Genomic DNA, 18866 nt, shown 5'->3' with positions numbered 1-18866 from the left:
CATGCATCCGCTGCTGCAGGTCCTGTTCCAGTTCGCCTTCTACTACCCGATGGTGATGGCGTTCTTCTGGATGTCCGGTGGCCTGTACTACTACTTCCGGCGCGAGCGTCACTCACGTCCGCGCAACGATCCGCCCTTGATGATCGCCCCTCCCTTCGCGACCTTGCTGGTGCCCTGCCACAACGAAGCAGAAAATTTGGACGACACGCTCACTGCGGCGCTGGCCCAGCGCTACCCCGCCGATTACGAAGTGATCGCCATCGACGATGGCAGCAGCGATGACACCGGCGCACGGCTGGATGCGCTGGCGGCAAGGCATCCACGGCTTCGCGTGCTGCACCTGGACCGCAACCTGGGCAAGGCCAATGCGCTGCGCATGGGCGCACTGGCCGCACGCTCGGAGTACCTGGTGTGCATCGATGGCGATGCGATGCTGGAAGAGCATGCACTGCACTGGATGGTCTGGCACCTGGTCAGTGGCAACCGGGTCGGTGCGGTCACCGGCAACCCGCGCATCCGCAACCGCTCCACCCTGCTCGGACGCCTGCAGGTGGCGGAATTCTCCTCGATCATCGGCATGATCAAGCGGGCACAGCGCGTGTATGGCCGCATCTTCACCATCTCCGGCGTGATCGCCGGCTTCCGCCGCACTGCCCTGCACCAGGTCGGCTGGTGGTCGGATGACATGGTGACCGAGGACATCGACATCAGCTGGCGCCTGCAGCGCGCGCACTGGGACATCCGCTACGAACCCAATGCGCTGTGCTTCATCCTGATGCCGGAGACGCTCAAGGGCCTCTGGCGGCAGCGCCTGCGCTGGGCCCAGGGCGGCGTGGAAGTGATGCTGCGCCACGCGCGCTCGCTGCTGCACTGGAAAGAGCGGCGCATGTGGGGCGTGCTGCTGGAGTACGTGTTGAGCGTGGTCTGGGCCTACACGATGCTGTTCATCGTGCTGCTGTGGGCACTGGGCAAGTTCATCGAGCTGCCGCCGCAGCTGCATATCGCCAGCCTGCTGCCGGAGTGGCATGGCGTGATCCTGGCGCTGGTCTGCCTGCTGCAGTTCGCCAGCAGCCTGATCATCGACCGGCGTTACGAAACACAGATTGGACGCAATTACTTCTGGGTCATCTGGTACCCGATGGCGTACTGGCTGATCAGCCTTTCCACCACCCTGGTGGCGCTGCCCAAGACGCTGCTGCGCCGTGGCAGCAAGCGCGCCACCTGGACCAGCCCTGACCGGGGGATCCGATGAACGCGCAACGCCCGTCCAACCGCTTCGACTCGCGGATGATCCGCAAGCCGCATCGCCAGCCACACTTCCAGCGCACGGCCTGGGGCTTCGTCACCCTGGCGTTCTGGGGCTTCTACTTCTATCTGTGGGCCCCCCTGGTGACCCTGCTCTCGTGGTTGATCGGTGGCCAGCTGGCCTGGCGGCAGCTCTACGAACGGCAGAACCAGTTCGACCCGTACGTGCTGGTCGCGCTGCCATTGATGCTGCTGTGCGCCAGCGTGCTGCTGATCGCCTGGGCCGAGTACAACCGCGCCCGCTTCCGTGGCCGCGAACGCCGCCTGCCGCGGCCCCTGGCCAGCCTCAACGAAGTGGCCGCCGATCTGGGCGCCAGCACCGGGCTGGCCGAACGCCTGATGGGCTGCAAGGCCGCCACGCTGCACATGGATGATCACGCACGGCCGGTCGGCATCCGCCGCGAGGTGGTGTAGCTGCCGACCTGGGTCGGCGCTTGGGCCTGGTGGGTGCCGACCTTGGTCGGCACCGGGGTTTGCCGCGAAGAGCATCTACGCGCGGCGTGGATCCACTTATGTACGCGTCTGCCCTTCGCCGCGCACGACAAATCGTTCAACGGTGAGGGCTTCCAAGCCCATCGGGCCGTAGGCGTGCAGGCGCGTGGTGGAAATACCGATCTCACTGCCCAGGCCCAGCTGGCCACCATCGGAGAAGCGCGACGAAGCGTTGACCATCACCACCGCCGAGCGCAGCGCGTTGACGAAGCGCTCGGCGTGGCCGGTGTCCTCGGTGGCGATCACTTCGGTGTGGTCGGAGGTATAGGTGCGGATGTGCGCGATGGCTGCATCAAGATCATCGACCACGCGCACCGCCAGCACCAGATCGAGGAACTCGGCGGCGTAATCCTCCTCGGTCGCCGCCGTGCTGCCCGGCAGCAACGGCTGCGCCTGCGCATCGGCGCGCAGCTGCACCCCACGCTCACCCAGCGCCTTCGCCACGCGCGGCAGGAACGCGTCAGCCACGGCGCGGTGCACCAGCAGCGTCTCCAGCGAATTGCACGCCGCCGGCCGGCTGCACTTGCCGTCCACCAGCAGGTCGATGGCCTTGCCGAGGTCGGCGCTGGCGTCCACGAACAGGTGGCACACCCCCTTGTAATGCTTGATCACCGGCACGCGCGCGTGCTCGGCCACGAAACGGATCAGGCCTTCGCCGCCACGCGGAATGGCCAGGTCGATCAGCTCATGCAGCTGCAGCAGTTCCAGCATCGCCTCGCGGCGCAGGTCGGTGAGCACGGTCACCGCCGCCGGCGGTACGCCGTTGGCCTTCAATGCACCGGCCAGCGCCTGGGCGATGGCGGTATTGGAGTGGATCGCTTCGGAACCACCGCGCAGGATCACGCCATTGCCGGCCTTCAGGCACAGCGCGGCGGCTTCGGCCGTCACGTTCGGGCGCGCCTCATAGATCATCGCGATCACGCCCAGCGGCACGCGCACCTTCTGCACGCGGATGCCGTTGGGACGTACGTCGTCGCGCGTCACCTGGCCGACCGGGTCAGGCAGCGCGGCCACCTCGCGCACCGCCTCGGCCATCGCGAACAGCCGCGGCGGGTCCAGTGCGAGGCGGTCGAGCATGGCACTGCCAACGCCCTTGTCGCGCGCGGCGGCGAGGTCGCGTGCGTTGCCGGCCAGGATCAGTCCGGCATTTACTTCCAGGGCCTGCGCCATCGCCAGCAGCAGCGTGCGTCGCGCCGCACTGTCCAGGCCGGCAACGATCTGCGCTGCATCACGGCAGGCGCGCGCCTGGGCTTCGATTTCGCTCATCGGGGTGTCCTTCAAACCGGTCATGACAGCACCAGGTCGTCACGATGGACGACGCTGCCGCCGTAGTTGTAGCCCAGCACGGCCTGGATGTCGCGCGAATGATGGCCGGCGATCCGGCGCACGTCGTCGGCCGCGTACTGGCTGACGCCGCGGGCGACACAGACACGCCCCTGCGGTGCGATCCAGCACACCTGCACCATGTCGCCGCGGCGGAATGCCCCCTCGGCAGCGGTGATGCCGCCGGGCAGCAGCGAGGCGCCCTTCTCCCGCATCGCCTGTGCCGCACCGGCATCGACGACGATCGCGCCCTCGGCCAGCGGCGCGTGCCGCAGCCAGTGCTTGCGGGCAGCCTCGCGGCTGCGTGCGGCGTGGATGCGGGTGCCGAACAGGCGGTCCTGCGCCAGCGCGCGCACCACATCGCTGCTGCGGCCGTTGAACAGGTAGGTCTCGATGCCGAGGCGGCCCGCCTTGGCCGCCGCCTCCAGCTTGGTACGCATGCCGCCGGTGCCGGCGCGCGAGCCGGCGCCGCCGGCCATCGCCAGCACATCGTCACTCAGTTCCGGCACGTCGTGCAGTGGCCGCGCGTCGGCCACGGTGCGCGGATCTGCGCTGTACAGGCCGTCGATGTCGGTGGCGATGAACAGTGCATCGGCATCGACCAGCGCGGCCACGGTCGCGGCCAGGTTGTCGTTGTCACCGAGCTTGAGCTCGTCCACCGATACGGTGTCGTTCTCGTTGACCACCGGCAGCGCACCCAGCCGCAGCAGTTCGCTCAGCGTGGCGCGTGCATTGAGGTAGCGGCGGCGGTTGCGCAGGTCGTCGTGGGTCAGCAGCACCTGCGCCACCGGGCGCTCGAAGAAGCGCTGCCAGAGCCCGATCAGCTGCGCCTGGCCGAGCGCGGCCAGGGCCTGGCGCGCCGCCATCGCCGCACCGGGTTCATCGGCCCGCGGCAGGATCGCGCGCCCCGCCGCAACCGCGCCGGAGGAGACGATCACCACCTCGCGCCCAGCCAGTACGTTGGCGGATACAAACTGGGCCAGGCCCAGCGCGTGGCGTGGCGACAGGCCGCCACCATCGGCCGCCAGCAGGCTGCTGCCAACCTTCAGCACCGCACGCCGCCATGGCGGCAGCGCCTGTTGCGGGAACGGCGAAGCGACGGTGGCGGCGTGCAGGGTCATCGGTCAGGGCCTCAGCGGGTATTCCATTCGTGCACGGTCAGCTCGGAAGCGTGCATCGTCACCAGCGGATCGGTGGCGACGATGGCCCGCGCCTGTTCCAGGCTCTCGACATTGCACAGCACATAGGCGCCACCGCTGCCATCGGCGAAACCACCGGTCAGCTGCAGCTTTCCCTGTGCCTGCAACGCCTCGAGGAAATCGCGGTGCGGCTGCACCGCCGCATCGTTGAAGTCCGGCCGGCGCATCGCCATCACCAGATAGACAGTGCCCGCCATCAGGACAGCGCCTGCCAGCGTGCGCGCAGTTCGTCCAGGCGCAGATCGGCAGCCGAGCCCGGCGATACACGCGCAGCCAGGCTGCCTTCCGGGGTACGTCCCTGCCCTGCGCTGTCGGCACCGGCTGCAGCGGCCTTGTAGGCCTCGCGGAACGGCACACCGGCCACCGCCGCTTCCACGGCGACGTCGGTGGCATACATGCCCGAATCGATCGCTGCGCGCAGCCTGTCGTCACGCCACTCCAGATTGGCCAGCAGCGCCGGCAGCAGTTCCAGCGCGGCCAGGCCACGGCCGAAGCCGTGGAAGATGGCGCCCTTGGACGACTGCAGGTCACGGTGATAACCCGAAGGCAGCGACAGCAGCTGCTCGATCTCGGTGCGCGCGGCGGCGACGCTGGCGTGGGTCGCACGCATCAGCTCGATCACGTCCGGGTTGCGCTTGTTGGGCATGATCGAACTGCCGGTGGTGTACTGCGCCGGCAGCGCGACGAAGCCGAACTCGGCGCTGGTGAACAGCGACAGGTCCCAGGCGATGCGGCGCAGGTCCAGCGTAGCGCCACCGAGCGCTTCCAGCGCGGCCAGCTCGAACTTGCCGCGCGACAGCTGTGCGTAGATCGGCGAGATCTGCATGCGCGCGAAACCGAGCGCGGCCGTGGTGTGCTCGCGGTCCAGCGGCAGGTTCACCCCGTAGCCGGCGGCGGTGCCGAGCGGATTGGCGTCGACCAGCGCATGGGTGTCACGGGCGCGGATGGCGTTGTCGATGAAGGCCTCGGCCCATCCGGCCCACCACATGCCGGCCGAAGAGACCACGGCGCGCTGGATATGGGTATAGCCGGGAATCGGCAGGTCCTTCTCGGCCTGCGCACGGTCCAGCGCGATCTTGGCCACGTCGGTGCTGAGCCCGGCCACGCGCAGCAGCTTCTCCTTCAGCCACAGGCGGGTGGCGACCAGGATCTGGTCATTGCGGCTGCGGCCGGTGTGGATCTTGCGGCCAGCGTCGCCGAGGCGTTCGGTCAAACGCGCTTCGATTGCTGAGTGACCGTCTTCGTACTGCGTATCCAGCACGAAGCGGCCTTCACGGAAATCCTGCGCCAGCACGTCGAGCTCGCGCAGCAGGCCTGCCAGCTCGTCGGCGCTGAGGATGCCGATGTGCTGCAGGCCCTGCGCATGCGCGGCGCTGGCAGCGATGTCATGCAGGAAGAACTCGCGGTCGAGGATCACATCGTCGCCGGCGAGGAAGGTCTGGATCTGGGCGTCGACAGCGACGCCGGGCTTCTGCCAAAGAAGGTCTGCCATGGGGGCTCCGGAAGGCGTGTTCAGTGCGGGATCGACGTCAGTTCGTCGATGCCCAGCGCAAGGTTGAGGTTCTGCATGGCCTGGGTGGCCGCGCCCTTGAGCAGGTTGTCCAGGGTCGCCACCACCACCACCCGCTTGCCGCCCGGGGCCAGGGTGAAGCCACCGACCTGGGCACCGTGGCGGCCGGCGATGCGGCTGACCCACGGCGCTTCATCCACCACTTCGATCAGGGGTTCGCCGGCATAGGCCTGCTGGAAGCGCTCGACGATCTGTTCGCGGGTCTGCACGCGGTTCAGCCACAGGTTGGCGGTCAGCGTGATGCCGCGGAAATGCGGCGCGACGTGCGGCATGAACTCGACGGCCACGCCCAGCTGCACCGACACCTCGCGCTCGTGCACGTGGTTGGTCAGCGCATACGGCATCAGGTTGTCGGCCAGCAGTTCGACGTTGTTCTTGTCCGACGGCGTGGTACCGGCACCGGAGTAGCCGGAGACACCGAAGCACTGCGGCGGGCCGGCCAGCAGGTCCAGCAGCGGATGCACCGCCAGCTGCATCGCCGTGGCATAGCAGCCCGGGTTGCTGATGTGCTTCTGGCCGTTGTAGCGGCCGCGGGTCAGCTCCGGCAGGCCGTAATACCAGCTGTTGTCGAAGCGGTAGTCGGCCGAGAGATCGACGATGACGGTGTCCGGCTTGGCGGCTTCAAGCGCGGCCACGAACGGTGCGGCCAGGCCGTTGGGCAGGGCCAGGATCACCGCGTCCACGCCTTTGGCGGCCACCGCGTCGGCATCCAGGTTCTCGTACTGCAGCTCGCCCTGGAACTCCGGGTGGTGGTCGGACAGGCGCTGCCCGGCGCGCTCGCGCGAGGAGACGAAGGCCAGTTCCAGGCGCGGATGGGCGGCCACCAGCTTGATCAGCTCGGCGCCGGTATGGCCGCGGGCCCCGACGATGCCCAGGGTGAAAGTCGAATCGTTCATGCGTGGCTGTCCAGGCGGTACTGCAGGTGGCGCTTCACGCCCTGCCATTCCGCATCGATGATGGAGAAGATGACGGTGTCGCGCGGCGTGCCGTCGGCGTGCCGCTTGTGGTTGCGCAGCACGCCATCCTGCTTGGCGCCGAGGCGTGCGATGGCGGTGCGCGAGGTGAAGTTGAACCAGCTGGTCTCGAACACGACGCTCAGGCACTGCAACCGCTCGAACGCGTGGCTGAGCAGCATCAGCTTGGTCTCGGTGTTGACCCCGGTGCGTTGCGCAGACTCGCCATACCAGGTGTAACCGATACTCAGGCGCGGCACGTCCGCTTGCAGATCGTAGTAGCGGGTGGTGCCGACAATCTGGTCGTTGGCATCGAACACCACGAACGGCAGCACCCTGCCTTCGGCCTGCGCCTGCAGCGCTGCCTGCACGTAGCCGGCCATGGTCTTCGCATCGGGCACCTGGGTGTACCAGAGCCTGGACAACGCGCCATCGCCAAGCGCGCCGCGCAGGCCATCGATATGCCCCATCTGCAGCGGCTCCAGCCGCGCATGGGTGCCCGCCAGCGTAGGGACCTTGGTCCAGTCGGCATGGTTCATGTGTTCAGCCCTGCAGGCTCGGCGCGCGCCGGGCGCAATGGTCGACATAGGTCTTGATCCGGTCGATGCCGTCGGCGCCGAACCAGAACACCTTCCAGTGGTCCTGCTTGTAGCAGCCGTCGGATTCAGCGTAATAGAAGTGGTTGATCGGATTGCCATGGCGCGAACGCCAGAACAGCTGCGGGGTTTCCTCCAGCATCACGTTCCAGACCGCGCGGCCCAGGCCCTCGCCCTGCGCATCGTCGAGCACGGCGAACTTGTCCAGGTACACGCCCTCGGCCTCGTCGGTGAGGATCACCGCGGTGCGGTAGTTCTCGCTGACGTAGGCGCGCAGCAGCTTCGTCTTTTCGAAGTACTCCGGCACCAGGGTGCGGCCGAAGCTGGATTCGATCAGGCCCTTCAGGCGCGGCAGGTCCAGCGCGTTCCAGGCGGTGGCGCGCAGCACCTTCTCGCCCTTGCGCACCAGCGTGCCCGACCCCTTGTGGGTGAACAGTTCCTTGGCCAGGTCGGCCGGGCGCGTGATCGACACCGACGATTCCAGCGGCAGGCGATCGAGCAGATCCTTGATCTGTTCGATCTTCACCTTCATGCCGCCGTGGATCCACGGCTGCGCGATCAGGTGGTCGTACTCGGTGGACAGGTTGATCGAATCGATCACGTTGCCCTGCTCGTCCAGCAGGCCGCCAGTGCCGGTCAGGAAGATGATCTTGTATGGCTGCAGTTCCTGCACCAGCTCGTTGGCGGCGAAGTCGGCGTTGACGTTGAGGATCTGGCCGCCAGCGGTCTCGCCCAGGCTGGTGATGACCGGGATCGACCCGGCACGCAGGCTGGCCTCGATCGGTGCCAGGTTGACCTTCTTCACCTCGCCGACCAGGCCGTAGGTGTCCACGTCCAGGTACTCGGCCTCGAACACGCCGCCGGTGATCGAGGTGGCGCGCGCGCCGTTCTGCTGCAGCGCCTCGACCAGGCGCAGGTTGGACTGCTGGAACACCCGGCGCACGATCGCCAGCGCTTCCGGCGACGTCACGCGCAGGCCGTTGACGGTCTGCTTCTCGATGCCGGCGGCCGACAGTTCGGCATCCAGCTGCGGGCCGGCGCCGTGCAGCACGATCGGGGTCAGCCCGACTTCCTGCAGGAACGACAGCGAAGAGGTCAGCGCGTCGAGGTCGTCGCGCAGCACCGCGCCGCCGACCTTGACCACGGCGAAGCGCTTGGCGTCCAGCTGCGAGAAGCGCTTGAGGTACTGGCTGATCTCCTTCGCGCTGGCCATGCTGGAAAGCAGGCGCACGATGGTCTGGCGGGTCTGGCGGTGGGGCTGGAGGGCAGGAGACATTTCGGTTTCGTCACAGGCGGCGGTCGCCGCGTTGCAGTTCCACCCGGCCAGGGCCGGGCGGCGTTGTAGGGTCGATCAGGCGCCGGCGGCGATGATGCGATGCACGGCGTCGGTGTAGCGCTGCAGCTGCTCCAGCGTCACGAACTCATCGGCGGTGTGGGCCTGGGCGATGTCGCCCGGGCCGAACACCAGCGTGGTGTAGCCACCGGCGGAGAACAGCGAGGCCTCGGTCCAGAAGTCCACCGCGTTGCCGATCGGCAGCTCCAGCGCATCGGCCACATCGCGCGCCAGCAGGCGGCGGTTCTCGGCCTCGGCGATGTCACCGGCCGGCAGGCTGGGGCCACGGAACGTTTCGGTGAACACGGCGGCTTCCGGTTCGGCGAAACCGGCGAAGGTCGCCAGCAGGCCATCGATGTCCATCGACGGCAGCGGGCGGAACCCGAAGCGCACCTCAGCAGCCGGTGCGATCATGTTGGCCTTGATCCCGCCTTCGACGCGACCGATGTTGAAGCGCAGCCCGGTCAGCCCGCCGAAGCGGGCCGAGGCCAGCGATTCCACATGGTCCAGTGCACGGTTGCCCCAGCGCATGGCCTGGTGCAGCGCGCTGGCGGCCGCGTCCTGCTTGCCGGACGCATGGCCGGCGCGGCCGGCGAACTGCATCAGCACCGAGCTGATGCCACGATGCGCCAGCACCGCTTCACTCATGGTCGGCTCGGCCACCAGCACCGCTTCATACGGCAGGCCACGGGCCAGGAACGCGGCGATACAGCGCGGATCGTTGGCTTCCTCGTCGCTGGAGAACAGGAAGGCGGCATCGCCATCGCTGGCATTGGCCGCCGCCACCAGCGCAGCGGCGGCGCCCTTGATGTCACACACGCCCAGGCCGACCACGCGGTCGTCCAGGCGGCGCATCACATGCGGGTCGGCACTCCAGTGCGGCGAGTCCGGCACGGTGTCCAGGTGCACGTTGAACAGGTACTTCGGCGTCCCGCGCACGGCGTACAGGCTGACTGCGCCCGCGCCATGGTCGATCACCTCGACGTTGAAGCCGGGCAGGTTGTCGCGCAGGTAATCGAAGATGCCACCGGTGGTGATCGCACGCGGCGGGTTGCGGGTGTCGAAGGACACCAGGGCCTGCAGGTGATCGAGCGTCTGTTCAAGCATGTGTCTGAATATCCGTAGGGTTCGAAATCGGTAGTGCCGGCCGCTGGCCGGCTCCGCAATGATCCAGCCGTGCCACGAGCCGGCCAGCGGCCGGCACTACCCTCCATCGACGTTGCGAGGCGCCGGCCAGCGGCCGGCACCCCGTCACAGGTCAACCGCGATTGACCTGCGCATAGACAGTGGAGCTCATCCCGAACAGCTTGATGAAGCCTTCAGCCTCCTCCACGCCCCAGTCGGCCGACTGCGCGTAGGTGGCGCCCTTGGTGTTGAGCAGGTGCGGCGACTTCACGGCCACCGCATCGACGCGGCCACCACGGGTTTCCAGCACCACTTCGCCGTTGACCTTGGCCTGCGAGGACTTCAGGAAAGCTTCGATGTCGGTCTTCAGCGGGTCGTGGTAGAAGCCTTCGTACACCAGCTCCACCCACTTGCGCGCCACGTCCGGCTTGAAGCGGTTCTGCTGCTTGGTCAGCACCGCATCTTCCAGCGCACGGTGTGCGGCCAGCAGCGAAACCAGGCCCGGGGCCTCGAACACGATGCGGCCCTTCAGGCCGATCACGGTGTCGCCGGTGTAGACGCCGCGGCCCACGCCGTACGGGGCGAACAGCTTGTTGAGCTGGGCCAGGATCTGGTCGCCCGGCAGCGCCTTGCCGTCCAGTTCGACGGCTTCGCCTTCAACGAACTTCAGGGTCACGGTCAGGGCCTGCTCCGGCCACTCGCTGCGCGGTGCGCACCAGCCACGCGCGCCCTCGCCCGGAGCTTCCCACCGGTCGATCTCGCCGCCGGACATGGTCAGGCCCAGCAGGTTCTCGTTGATGGTGTAGGCCTGCTGCTTGGCGCGCACGCCGAAGCCACGCTCTTCCAGGTACTTCTGCTCGTAGGCGCGGGTCTGGGTATGTTCCTTCTGGATCTCGCGGATCGGCGCGATGATCTGGTAGTCGCCCAGCGCCTTCACGGCCAGGTCGAAGCGGACCTGGTCGTTGCCCATGCCGGTGCAACCGTGGGCGATGATGTTGGTGCCCAGCTCGGCAGCACGCTTCAGCGCGGCATCGACGATCAGGTAGCGGTCCGAGACCAGCAGCGGGTACTGGCCCTGGTAGCCTTCGCCGGCCCACACGAACGGCTTGACGAAGCCTTCCCAGATGGCCGGGCCACCGTTGACGGTGAGGTGGCTCGCCACGCCCAGTTCGGCGGCGCGCTTCTCGATGAAGTCACGCTCTTCATCATCGACGCCGCCGGTGTCGGCGAACACGGTGTGCACGTTGTAGCCGCGCTCCTGCAGGTACGGCACGCAGAAGCTGGTATCCAGGCCGCCGGAGAAGGCGAGAACGACGTCTTTGTTGCTCATGGGGGTCAGGTCCACTTGGGGGATGGGAATTCGGTAAAGCCGACCGTTGGTCGGCTGGAATATTGGATGCGCCGCTACGGGAGCAGCCGACCAACGGTCGGCTCTACCCCTTGTTCGATCTAGCGCCCGGCAACCGCCGCCATGATCGCCTTCTGCACGTGCAGGCGGTTCTCGGCTTCGTTGATGGCGATGCACTGCGGCGAATCCATCACCGCGTCGGTGGCCTTCACGTTGCGGCGCAGCGGCAGGCAGTGGCTGAACACACCATTGTTGGTCAGCGCCATCTTCCGCTCGTCCACGATGAAGTGCTTGAACTGGTCGCGGATCGGCTTCTCCGGTTCCCAGTTGCCGAAGAACGGCAGCGCGCCCCAGCTCTTGGCGTAGACCACGTCGGCGCCGGCGTAGGCGCTGTCGATGTCATGGCTGATCTTCAGCGAGCCGCCGCTCTCGGCCACGTTCTGCTCGGCCCAGCCCATGTAACGCTCGTCGAGGATGTAGTCGGCGGTCGGGCACAGCAGGGTCACGTCCATGCCCATGCGGGTGGCGATGGTCAGCGCCGAATTGGCAACGGCGGTGTTCAGCGGCTTGGGGTGGTAGGTCCAGGTCAGCACGTACTTCTTGCCACGCAGGTCCTGGGTGCCGAAGTGCTCCTGCAGGGCCATGATGTGGGCCAGCTCCTGGCACGGGTGGGTGATGGTCTCCATGTTGATGACCGGCACCGGCGAGTACCTGGCGAAGCTGTTGAGGACGATGTCCTGGCGGTCGTAGGCCCAGTCGATGAACTTGGGGAACGCACGCACGGCGATGATGTCGCAGTAACGACCCAGCACCTTGGCCACTTCAGCGATGTGCTCTTCGGTATCGCCGTCCATCACCGTGCCGAGGTTGAACTCGATCGGCCACGCATCCTTGCCCGGCTGCAGCACCACCGCGTGGGCACCGAGCTGGAACGCGCCCAGTTCGAAGCTGGTGCGGGTGCGCATGGACGGGTTGAAGAACACCAGCGCGATCGACTTGCCCTTGAGCTGGTCGCCGAGCTTGTTGCGCTTGAACAGCGCCGCCTGGGTCAACAGCGCGTCGAGATCGCTGCGGCTCCAGTCCTGGGTGTTCAGGAAGTGCTTGGGGGACATCATCTTTCCTTGCGTGGCGGCGCCGGTTTCGACGCGGTGGAAGGGAAAACAGGAATCAAAGGTGGAGCGGGAAGGTTGCAGTTGCAGCTTTCAGAAGATGCATTTTCGAAGCGCGGAAACGAAAAAACCCAGCCGGCGGGCTGGGTTTTTTCGGACGAACAGCAAAAAGCTCCGGTTACCCAGCGAGGATGTGGGGTTCCGGTCGACGCGCACGCGAGGTCATGCCCGACGCCTGTCGGGCTGCGCTGCTGTCGTGCTGGAAGTCGGTGAGCTTCATGGTCAACCATCTTTGCATGCGGCCGAGGCCGGCGCAAGGGCCGGGGTCCCAGAATCAGGGATTGCTGGCCGTGCCCTGCTCCGGGCCGACCCAGGGCGTGATCGACACCCGGATCTTGAGCCGGTTGCCGGGGTCTTCCGGCAGCCGCGAACGGTACTTGGTGCCCTTGTAGACGTAATCCACGTCGTAGGCGATGGGCCGGCGGAATTCACGCCCCACCGGCACGATGCGGCAGTCGCGGGTCAGCATCGGGCCAGTGTTGGCCGGTGCCGGGGCCGGCGTCTCGGCTCCGGGCTCCTCAACGGCCTCTTCGTCGCTGCGCTTGAACATCGAGCGCACCGAGTCCCAGAAGCGGCTGATCCGGCCCTTGTCCTCGACCGGCTCCTCGCCGGTCACGTTCACCGGGGCCAGGGTCCGGGTCGACACCGGCTCGCAGTGCTCCTCGGTGCGGGTCGCGCGCAGGGTCTGGAACACCGGCTCCACGTTCAGCACCTGGGCGTAGTCGAACTTCACGTTCTCAACGATCACCACCCGGTTGCGGGGCTCGGCCTCCTGCGCCAGCACCACGGCGGGCAGCGCCGACAGGCAGGCCAGGGTCAGCAACGCGGTGGATTTCATTGGCGACGGGAGCAAGGACACGGCAATAGTGTAGGCAGTGGCGAGCGCAAGGGGCTGAACATTACCCGTCCACGCCGCTCCTGCCCACCCCACCCCGGGTGGCCCCGGCGTCCACCGGTGGCAACGGGTGCCCCCAAAGGGGGCCGACACGTTCTAAAATCACAGGCTTGTCCCCCAGCCACAGCCCCATGACCCTGCGCCTGCACAACAACCTGACTCGCCAGCTCGAACCGTTCACCCCGCTCGATCCGGCCTGTCCGACCCTGTATGTGTGCGGCCCGACGGTCTACAACTACGTGCACATCGGCAACGCCCGTGGCCCGGTGGTGTTCGGGGTGCTGGCCGACCTGCTGCGGCGCCGTTTCGGTGGCCTGCGCTACGCGCGCAACATCACCGACGTGGACGACAAGATCAACACCGCCGCGCGCGAGCAGGGCGTACCGATCAGCACCATCACCGACAGGTTCGCCGCCGCCTACCGTGAGGACATGGCCGCGCTGGGCGTGGTGCCGCCGGACATCGAGCCGGAGGTGACCGCGCACATTCCGCAGATCATCACCATGATCGAGCAGCTGATCGCCAACGGGCATGCCTACGCTGCCGAAGGCCACGTGCTGTTCGCGGTGGCCAGCTTCGATGGCTACGGCAAGCTCTCGCGCCGCGATCCGGACGAAATGCTGGCCGGCGCCCGTGTCGACGTGGCCCCGTACAAGCGTGATCCGGGTGATTTCGTGCTGTGGAAGCCGTCCAGCGACGACCTGCCCGGCTGGGCGTCGCCCTGGGGCCGTGGCCGCCCGGGCTGGCACATCGAGTGCTCGGCAATGGCCGCCGCCCACCTGGGCGAGACCATCGACATCCATGCCGGCGGCGTCGACCTGCAGTTCCCGCACCACGAGAACGAGCTTGCGCAGAGCGAGTGCGCCCACGGCGGCAAGATCTTCGCCCGCTTCTGGCTGCACAACGGCATGCTCAACTTCGGCGGCGCCAAGATGAGCAAGTCGCTGGGCAACATCGAGCGCGTGCACGACCTGGTGCGCCAGCACCCGCCGGAAGCACTGCGCCTGGCCCTGCTGTCGGCCCACTACCGGCAACCGCTGGACTGGTCCGATGGCCTGATCGAACAGTCGGTGCGCACCCTGGACCGCCTGTACGGCACCTTGCGCGAACTGGCTTCAGTCGAGGCGGTCGTTGCGATCCCGGCCACGGTCGAAGCGACCCTGGATGACGATCTGAACACCCCGCAGGCACTGGCCGAAGTGGCCCGCATCGCCGCCGATGCGCGTCGTGCCACCGATCCGGCCGAGCAGGCGCGCCTGAAGGGTGAACTGCTCGGCGCCGGACTGGCACTGGGCCTGCTGCAGGCCGATCCAGCGCAGTGGTTCGGCACTGCGGCCAGCGACCGCGGCGACGATGCCCGCATCCAGGGCCTGATCGATGAGCGTGCCGCTGCCAAGAAGGCGCGCGACTTCGCCCGTTCCGACGCCATCCGCGACCAGCTGGCCGCCGAAGGCATCGCGCTGGAAGACACCCCGCAGGGTGTGCGCTGGTCGCGCAAGCGCGGCTGACCCGCCCTGCCCCGTGGCCGGTACGCCGGCCACGCCCCCACCGTAGAGACTGTTGTGACCGACTCCCCGTTCCCGCTTGAACCCACCGCCGCCGAGGCACAGGCCGCCATCGCCGAGGAATTCGGCTTCTTCGGCGACTGGTCCGAGCGCTACCAGTACCTGATCGACCTCGGCCGCAAGCTGCCGGCCTTCCCGGAAGAATGGAAGACCGAAGAGCATCGCCTGCTCGGCTGCCAGTCGATGGTCTGGATCGTGCCCGAAGGCAACGCGCAGTCGCTGCGCTTCCATGCCATCAGTGATTCGGCGATTGTCTCCGGCCTGATCTTCCTGGCCCTGCGTGTGTACTCCGGGCGCTCGGCGCAGGAGATCCTGGCCACCGAGCCGAGCTACATCCAGGACATCGGCCTGGCCCGCCACCTCTCGCCGACCCGCAGCAACGGCGTGGCGGCGATGCTGGCCTTCATCCGCGAGACCGCGCAGGCCCAGCTGCAGCGCGACCCGTCGTGAGCGAGCCTGCCACAGCCGAAGACAGCGCGCTGGGCCTGCTGTCCCGGCCCGGTTTCGCCAGGCTGCTGGCGTACCGCATCTTCGCGATGCTGTCCTACCAGGTGGTCGCGGTCACCGTCGGCTGGCACATCTACGAAGTCACCCGCAATCCGTTCTCGCTGGGCCTGATCGGCTTGGCCGAGGTGCTGCCGTTCTTCTGCGTGGCGCCATTCGCCGGTTACCTGGTGGATCACCTGCCGCGCCGCCGCCTGGGCATGGTCGCCTGTTGCGGACTGATCGCCACCGCACTGGTATTGACCAGCGTGGCCATGGGCTGGCTGCCGATCGACGGCGTGTGGCCGATCTACGCAGCCATTGCGCTGACCGGCATGGTCCGCGCCTTCCTGTCGCCGATCTACAACGCCCTGTTCGCCCGCGTACTGGCCCGTGACCAGTTCGCGCGTGGCGCCGGCCTGGGCGCGGTGGTATTCCAGGCCGGCATGATCGCCGGCCCGGCACTGGGCGGCGTGCTGGTCGGCTTCGGTGGCAAGGGCCTGTCCTACGCGGTGGCCACCGCCTTCGCGCTGGTGGCGATGGCCTGTCTGGCCACGCTGAAAGTGGAGGAGCCGGTGCACACCGGCCCTGCCGCGCCGATCTTCAAGAGCATCGCCGAAGGCGCGCGCTTCGTGGTCGGCAACCGGATCATGGTCGGCGCGATGGCGCTGGACATGTTCTCGGTGCTGCTGGGCGGCGTGGTGGCGATGCTGCCGGCGTTCCTGCACGAAATCCTGCACCACGGCCCGGAAGGCCTGGGCATCCTGCGCGCGATGCCGGCGCTGGGCTCGGTGTGCGTGGGCCTGTGGCTGGCCCGCCACCCGCTGCACCGCAATGCCGGCCGCGTGCTGCTGTTCGCGGTGGCCGGCTTCGGCCTGTGCGTGATCAGCTTCGGGCTGTCGCAGCACTTCTGGCTGTCGGCGCTGATCCTGCTGTTCTACGGCGCCTTCGATGGCGTCTCGGTGGTGATCCGCTCGACCATCCTGCAGCTGGCCACGCCGGAAGAAATGCGCGGTCGCGTATCGTCGATCAACGGCATCTTCATCAGTTCGTCCAACGAGCTGGGCGCGTTCTATGCCGGCACGATGGCGAAGCTGCTCGGCCTGGTACCGGCCGTGGTGCTGGGCGGGTTCGCGGTGCTGAGCGTGGCCGGGATCACCGCGTGGAAGAACCCGACGCTGCGGAAGTTGAATCTTCGCGACCTGCAGTGAGCCTGTAGAGCCGAGCCCATGCTCGGCTGCGTATTTCCGTGCGCCCACGCGCCGGGCCATGCCCGGCGGGCTCTTTCCGCGACCGCGGTGGGGTGTCACGTTTCTTTTCGCGCGAAAAGAAAAGTAACCAAAGAAACACGCCGCCATCCGCGAGCCGGCGCTGCGCGCCGGTGCCCTGTGCTCCTCGGTGAATCAGGGGACGACGCGGAGAGCCAGCCGACCAGCAGTCGGCTCTACAGGATAGAGCCGCCTCTTCGCCCCTGATTCCCCTGCGGTGCTCGGCTCGCTACAAGGCGGACCCAACAGCCGCGAGCGCACGCATGACCGCTCCTGATAGAGCCAAGCCATGCTTGGCTGCCTTTGCTTTTGCTTTTGCTCTTCCTTGCCCTCCGGCTTCGGCCTGAGCCGAGCGTGGGCTCGGCTCTACATCGGACCCACCCGCAGGCTCCACCCGATACCCGGAAGGCGCTCTACACAGCCAACTCGAACCCAACAAAAAACCCGGCCGAAGCCGGGTTTTCTGCATGACCAGACAACGATCAGGAATCAGTCGCCCTGCTGCTTCTGCAGATGCTCCCAACGCTCCTGGGCATCGATGGTGCGCTCGGCGGTCAGGCGCGCCTCCAGGCGCTCCAGGCCGATTTCTTCGCCGGTGTCGACGCAGTAACCGTAGTCGCCCGCTTCCAGGCGCTTCAGGGTGCTGTCGATCTTGCCGATCAGCTTGCGGTAGCGGTCGCGGGTACGCAGTTCCAGCGAGTTCTCGGTTTCGCGGGTCGCGCGCTCGGCTTCGTCGCCGATGTCACGCACTTCCTCGCGCAGGTTCTCGATGGTCTGCTTGGACTCTTCCACCAGGTCCGCGCGCCAGTTCTGCAGGCGCTGGCGGAAATACTCCTGCTGCAGCGGGCTCATGTATTCCTCTTCCGAGGACGGCTTGTAGCCAGCCGGCAGGATCGGGCGGCCGGTGGCCTCGTCGGTCTTGTATTCGACCACCTTGTACTTGCTGCGCGGGGCCGGTGCTGCCGAGCGGGCGGCGACGGCCACGGCAACCTTGCCGACAGGGCGCGACACGGTCTTCGGGGCGGAATCGGATTTCACGGCGGTTTTGGCAGGCGATTTCGAAACGGGCACGGGATTCTTGGATTGCGGGGCCTTCGAAGCGGCAGGAGCGGCGGCCGGGGCCGGCTTGGGGGCCGGTTGGGCTGCTGCCACTGCCACGGTCTTGGCCGGGACAGGCTTGGCCGGAGCCGGCTTGGCAGCAGGCTTCGGTGCGGACTTCACTACTGGGGCCGGGGCCGGCTTTACGGCCGGTGCGGCAACATTCTTGGCAACCTTCTTTGCAGCGGCAGGCGTGGCGACCGGCTTGGCCGCAGCGACCTTCTTTGCCGCCGGCTTGGCGACCGGCTTGGCTGCAGCCTTCTTCACCACCGCCTTCGGCGCCGGCTTGGCTGCTGCCTTCTTGACCACCGGCTTGGCGACGGTCTTCTTCACCGGCGCAGCCTTGCTGACGGCCTTTTTCACCGGCGCCTTCTTGCTGGCAGCGGCTGGCTTGGCCTTGGCGGGCGCAGCGGCCTTCTTCGCCACCGGCTTGGTTGCCTTGACCGGCGTTTTCTTTGCGGTGGCCTTCCTGGCCGCCGGTTGCGAGGACGCTGCCTTGGTCGCCGGCTTGCTCGCCGGCTTCTTGGCAACGGGCTTTGCCGCCAACTTCTTCACAACAGGCTTGGCGGTTTTCTTGGCGGCCGTTGCGGCCTTCTTTGCAGTTTTTTTAGCAGCCACGAAACGCTCTTCCTTGGATTCCCCGGGGCCCGGGAAAGCGGGCCTTTATAGCCTACCCGACCCGCAGCAGCAACCTCGGCACCCTGCTCCATTCAGTCCTGGAGCCAAGGCGCCCAATGGGCAGTCCGACGAACACGGACCGCCTTGCGCGGTACGGAACCTGGCCAGCACCCGACGGTGCTGGTACCGGTCGCAGGCCATCGGCGACATGCGACCAACGGCCCATCCTGCACAAATGCGGCCTTCATGCCAACTGGCATAAGATGACTGGGTGATCTCGCGCCTGCTCATCGCCCTGCTGCGCTTCTACAAGCGCTTCATCAGCCCCTTGCTGGGGCCCCGCTGCCGTTTCGTGCCGAGCTGTTCTGAATACGCGATGGACGCGATCTCGCGGCACGGCCCGCTGCGCGGCAGCTGGCTGGCTGCGCGCAGGCTGGGCCGCTGCCACCCGTTCCATCCCGGCGGTTTCGACCCCGTGCCCGAGTCCCCCAACGCCCCCTCTTGCCGTTGCACAGGAAAACATTGA

18 protein-coding genes are annotated in these 18866 nt (G+C 67.3%); 6 read left to right on the top strand and 12 right to left on the bottom strand.

The window, feature by feature from the left end; genetic code table 11:
- Nucleotide 1: 1 nt before the first annotated feature.
- Both pgaC and pgaD read left to right on the top strand, forming a co-directional pair.
- Nucleotides 2-1252: a poly-beta-1,6-N-acetyl-D-glucosamine synthase gene (gene pgaC, locus AC5P53_RS06555; protein WP_153643664.1), complete on the top strand. Its 1251-nt coding sequence runs from the start codon at nucleotides 2-4 to the stop codon at nucleotides 1250-1252.
- Nucleotides 1249-1719: a poly-beta-1,6-N-acetyl-D-glucosamine biosynthesis protein PgaD gene (gene pgaD / locus AC5P53_RS06550; protein WP_014647778.1), complete on the top strand. Its 471-nt coding sequence runs from the start codon at nucleotides 1249-1251 to the stop codon at nucleotides 1717-1719. Before pgaC ends, pgaD begins: the two co-directional genes overlap by 4 nt.
- A 96-nt stretch (nucleotides 1720-1815) precedes the next feature.
- On the opposite strand, the gene AC5P53_RS06545 is transcribed toward pgaD, so the two are convergent.
- The 11 genes from AC5P53_RS06545 to AC5P53_RS06495 all read right to left on the bottom strand — a co-directional run bounded on the left by AC5P53_RS06545 (nucleotide 1816) and on the right by AC5P53_RS06495 (nucleotide 13251).
- The gene (locus AC5P53_RS06545; RefSeq protein ID WP_126411181.1) at nucleotides 1816-3087 is read right to left on the bottom strand and encodes a glutamate-5-semialdehyde dehydrogenase; all 1272 of its coding nucleotides are present in this window, start codon (nucleotides 3085-3087) and stop codon (nucleotides 1816-1818) included.
- Nucleotides 3084-4241, bottom strand: coding sequence for a glutamate 5-kinase (gene proB, locus AC5P53_RS06540; protein ID WP_241887517.1), 1158 nt, complete (start codon nucleotides 4239-4241; stop codon nucleotides 3084-3086). The genes AC5P53_RS06545 and proB overlap by 4 nt, the downstream gene beginning before the upstream one ends.
- A gap of 11 nt (nucleotides 4242-4252) precedes the next feature.
- Entirely contained in the window at nucleotides 4253-4516 is a 264-nt protein-coding gene (locus tag AC5P53_RS06535; RefSeq protein WP_014647781.1) for a YciI family protein, read from the bottom strand.
- Complete coding sequence (gene argH / locus AC5P53_RS06530; protein ID WP_014647782.1) at nucleotides 4516-5811, bottom strand: argininosuccinate lyase; 1296 nt, start codon at nucleotides 5809-5811, stop codon at nucleotides 4516-4518. The genes AC5P53_RS06535 and argH overlap by 1 nt, the downstream gene beginning before the upstream one ends.
- Nucleotides 5812-5831: 20 nt before the next feature.
- The gene (gene argC, locus AC5P53_RS06525) at nucleotides 5832-6785 is read right to left on the bottom strand and encodes an N-acetyl-gamma-glutamyl-phosphate reductase (RefSeq protein WP_014647783.1); all 954 of its coding nucleotides are present in this window, start codon (nucleotides 6783-6785) and stop codon (nucleotides 5832-5834) included.
- Nucleotides 6782-7381 (bottom strand): GNAT family N-acetyltransferase, encoded by a 600-nt coding sequence (locus AC5P53_RS06520; RefSeq protein ID WP_014647784.1) that lies wholly within the window; start codon nucleotides 7379-7381, stop codon nucleotides 6782-6784. The genes argC and AC5P53_RS06520 overlap by 4 nt, the downstream gene beginning before the upstream one ends.
- 4 nt (nucleotides 7382-7385) lie before the next feature.
- Nucleotides 7386-8714 (bottom strand): acetylglutamate kinase, encoded by a 1329-nt coding sequence (locus AC5P53_RS06515; protein WP_049406136.1) that lies wholly within the window; start codon nucleotides 8712-8714, stop codon nucleotides 7386-7388.
- A gap of 75 nt (nucleotides 8715-8789) precedes the next feature.
- Nucleotides 8790-9878 carry an acetylornithine deacetylase gene (locus tag AC5P53_RS06510; RefSeq protein WP_014647786.1) on the bottom strand — a complete coding sequence of 363 codons (1089 nt, stop codon included), beginning with the start codon at nucleotides 9876-9878 and terminating at the stop codon, nucleotides 8790-8792.
- A 151-nt stretch (nucleotides 9879-10029) separates the two neighbouring features.
- Nucleotides 10030-11226: an argininosuccinate synthase gene (locus AC5P53_RS06505; protein WP_014647787.1), complete on the bottom strand. Its 1197-nt coding sequence runs from the start codon at nucleotides 11224-11226 to the stop codon at nucleotides 10030-10032.
- Between the two features lie 119 nt (nucleotides 11227-11345).
- On the bottom strand, nucleotides 11346-12356 hold the full coding sequence (locus tag AC5P53_RS06500; protein WP_014647788.1) for an N-acetylornithine carbamoyltransferase: 1011 nt from the start codon (nucleotides 12354-12356) through the stop codon (nucleotides 11346-11348).
- 331 nt (nucleotides 12357-12687) lie between these two features.
- The gene (locus AC5P53_RS06495; protein WP_014647790.1) at nucleotides 12688-13251 is read right to left on the bottom strand and encodes a glycine zipper 2TM domain-containing protein; all 564 of its coding nucleotides are present in this window, start codon (nucleotides 13249-13251) and stop codon (nucleotides 12688-12690) included.
- Nucleotides 13252-13439: 188 nt separating this feature from the next.
- Here AC5P53_RS06495 and cysS point away from each other — a divergent pair, with 188 nt between their 5' ends.
- From cysS to AC5P53_RS06480, 3 genes are read left to right on the top strand one after another with little or no spacing between them, the layout of a single operon-like run.
- A complete protein-coding gene (gene cysS, locus AC5P53_RS06490) occupies nucleotides 13440-14816 on the top strand; it encodes a cysteine--tRNA ligase (protein ID WP_241887801.1) in 1377 nt (458 codons plus the stop codon).
- 54 nt (nucleotides 14817-14870) lie between these two features.
- On the top strand, nucleotides 14871-15323 hold the full coding sequence (locus AC5P53_RS06485; protein WP_014647792.1) for a SufE family protein: 453 nt from the start codon (nucleotides 14871-14873) through the stop codon (nucleotides 15321-15323).
- On the top strand, nucleotides 15320-16567 hold the full coding sequence (locus AC5P53_RS06480) for an MFS transporter (RefSeq protein WP_032956128.1): 1248 nt from the start codon (nucleotides 15320-15322) through the stop codon (nucleotides 16565-16567). The genes AC5P53_RS06485 and AC5P53_RS06480 overlap by 4 nt, the downstream gene beginning before the upstream one ends.
- A 546-nt stretch (nucleotides 16568-17113) precedes the next feature.
- On the opposite strand, the gene dksA is transcribed toward AC5P53_RS06480, so the two are convergent.
- The gene (gene dksA, locus AC5P53_RS06475; protein WP_014647794.1) at nucleotides 17114-18340 is read right to left on the bottom strand and encodes an RNA polymerase-binding protein DksA; all 1227 of its coding nucleotides are present in this window, start codon (nucleotides 18338-18340) and stop codon (nucleotides 17114-17116) included.
- Between the two features lie 271 nt (nucleotides 18341-18611).
- On the opposite strand from dksA, the gene yidD reads away from it, so the two are divergent.
- A complete protein-coding gene (gene yidD / locus AC5P53_RS06470; protein ID WP_014037867.1) occupies nucleotides 18612-18866 on the top strand; it encodes a membrane protein insertion efficiency factor YidD in 255 nt (84 codons plus the stop codon).

It is taken from the genome of Stenotrophomonas sp. YJH_SMC_82 (genome assembly GCF_059368875.1).
This window is presented reverse-complemented; position numbering and strand designations above follow the sequence as displayed.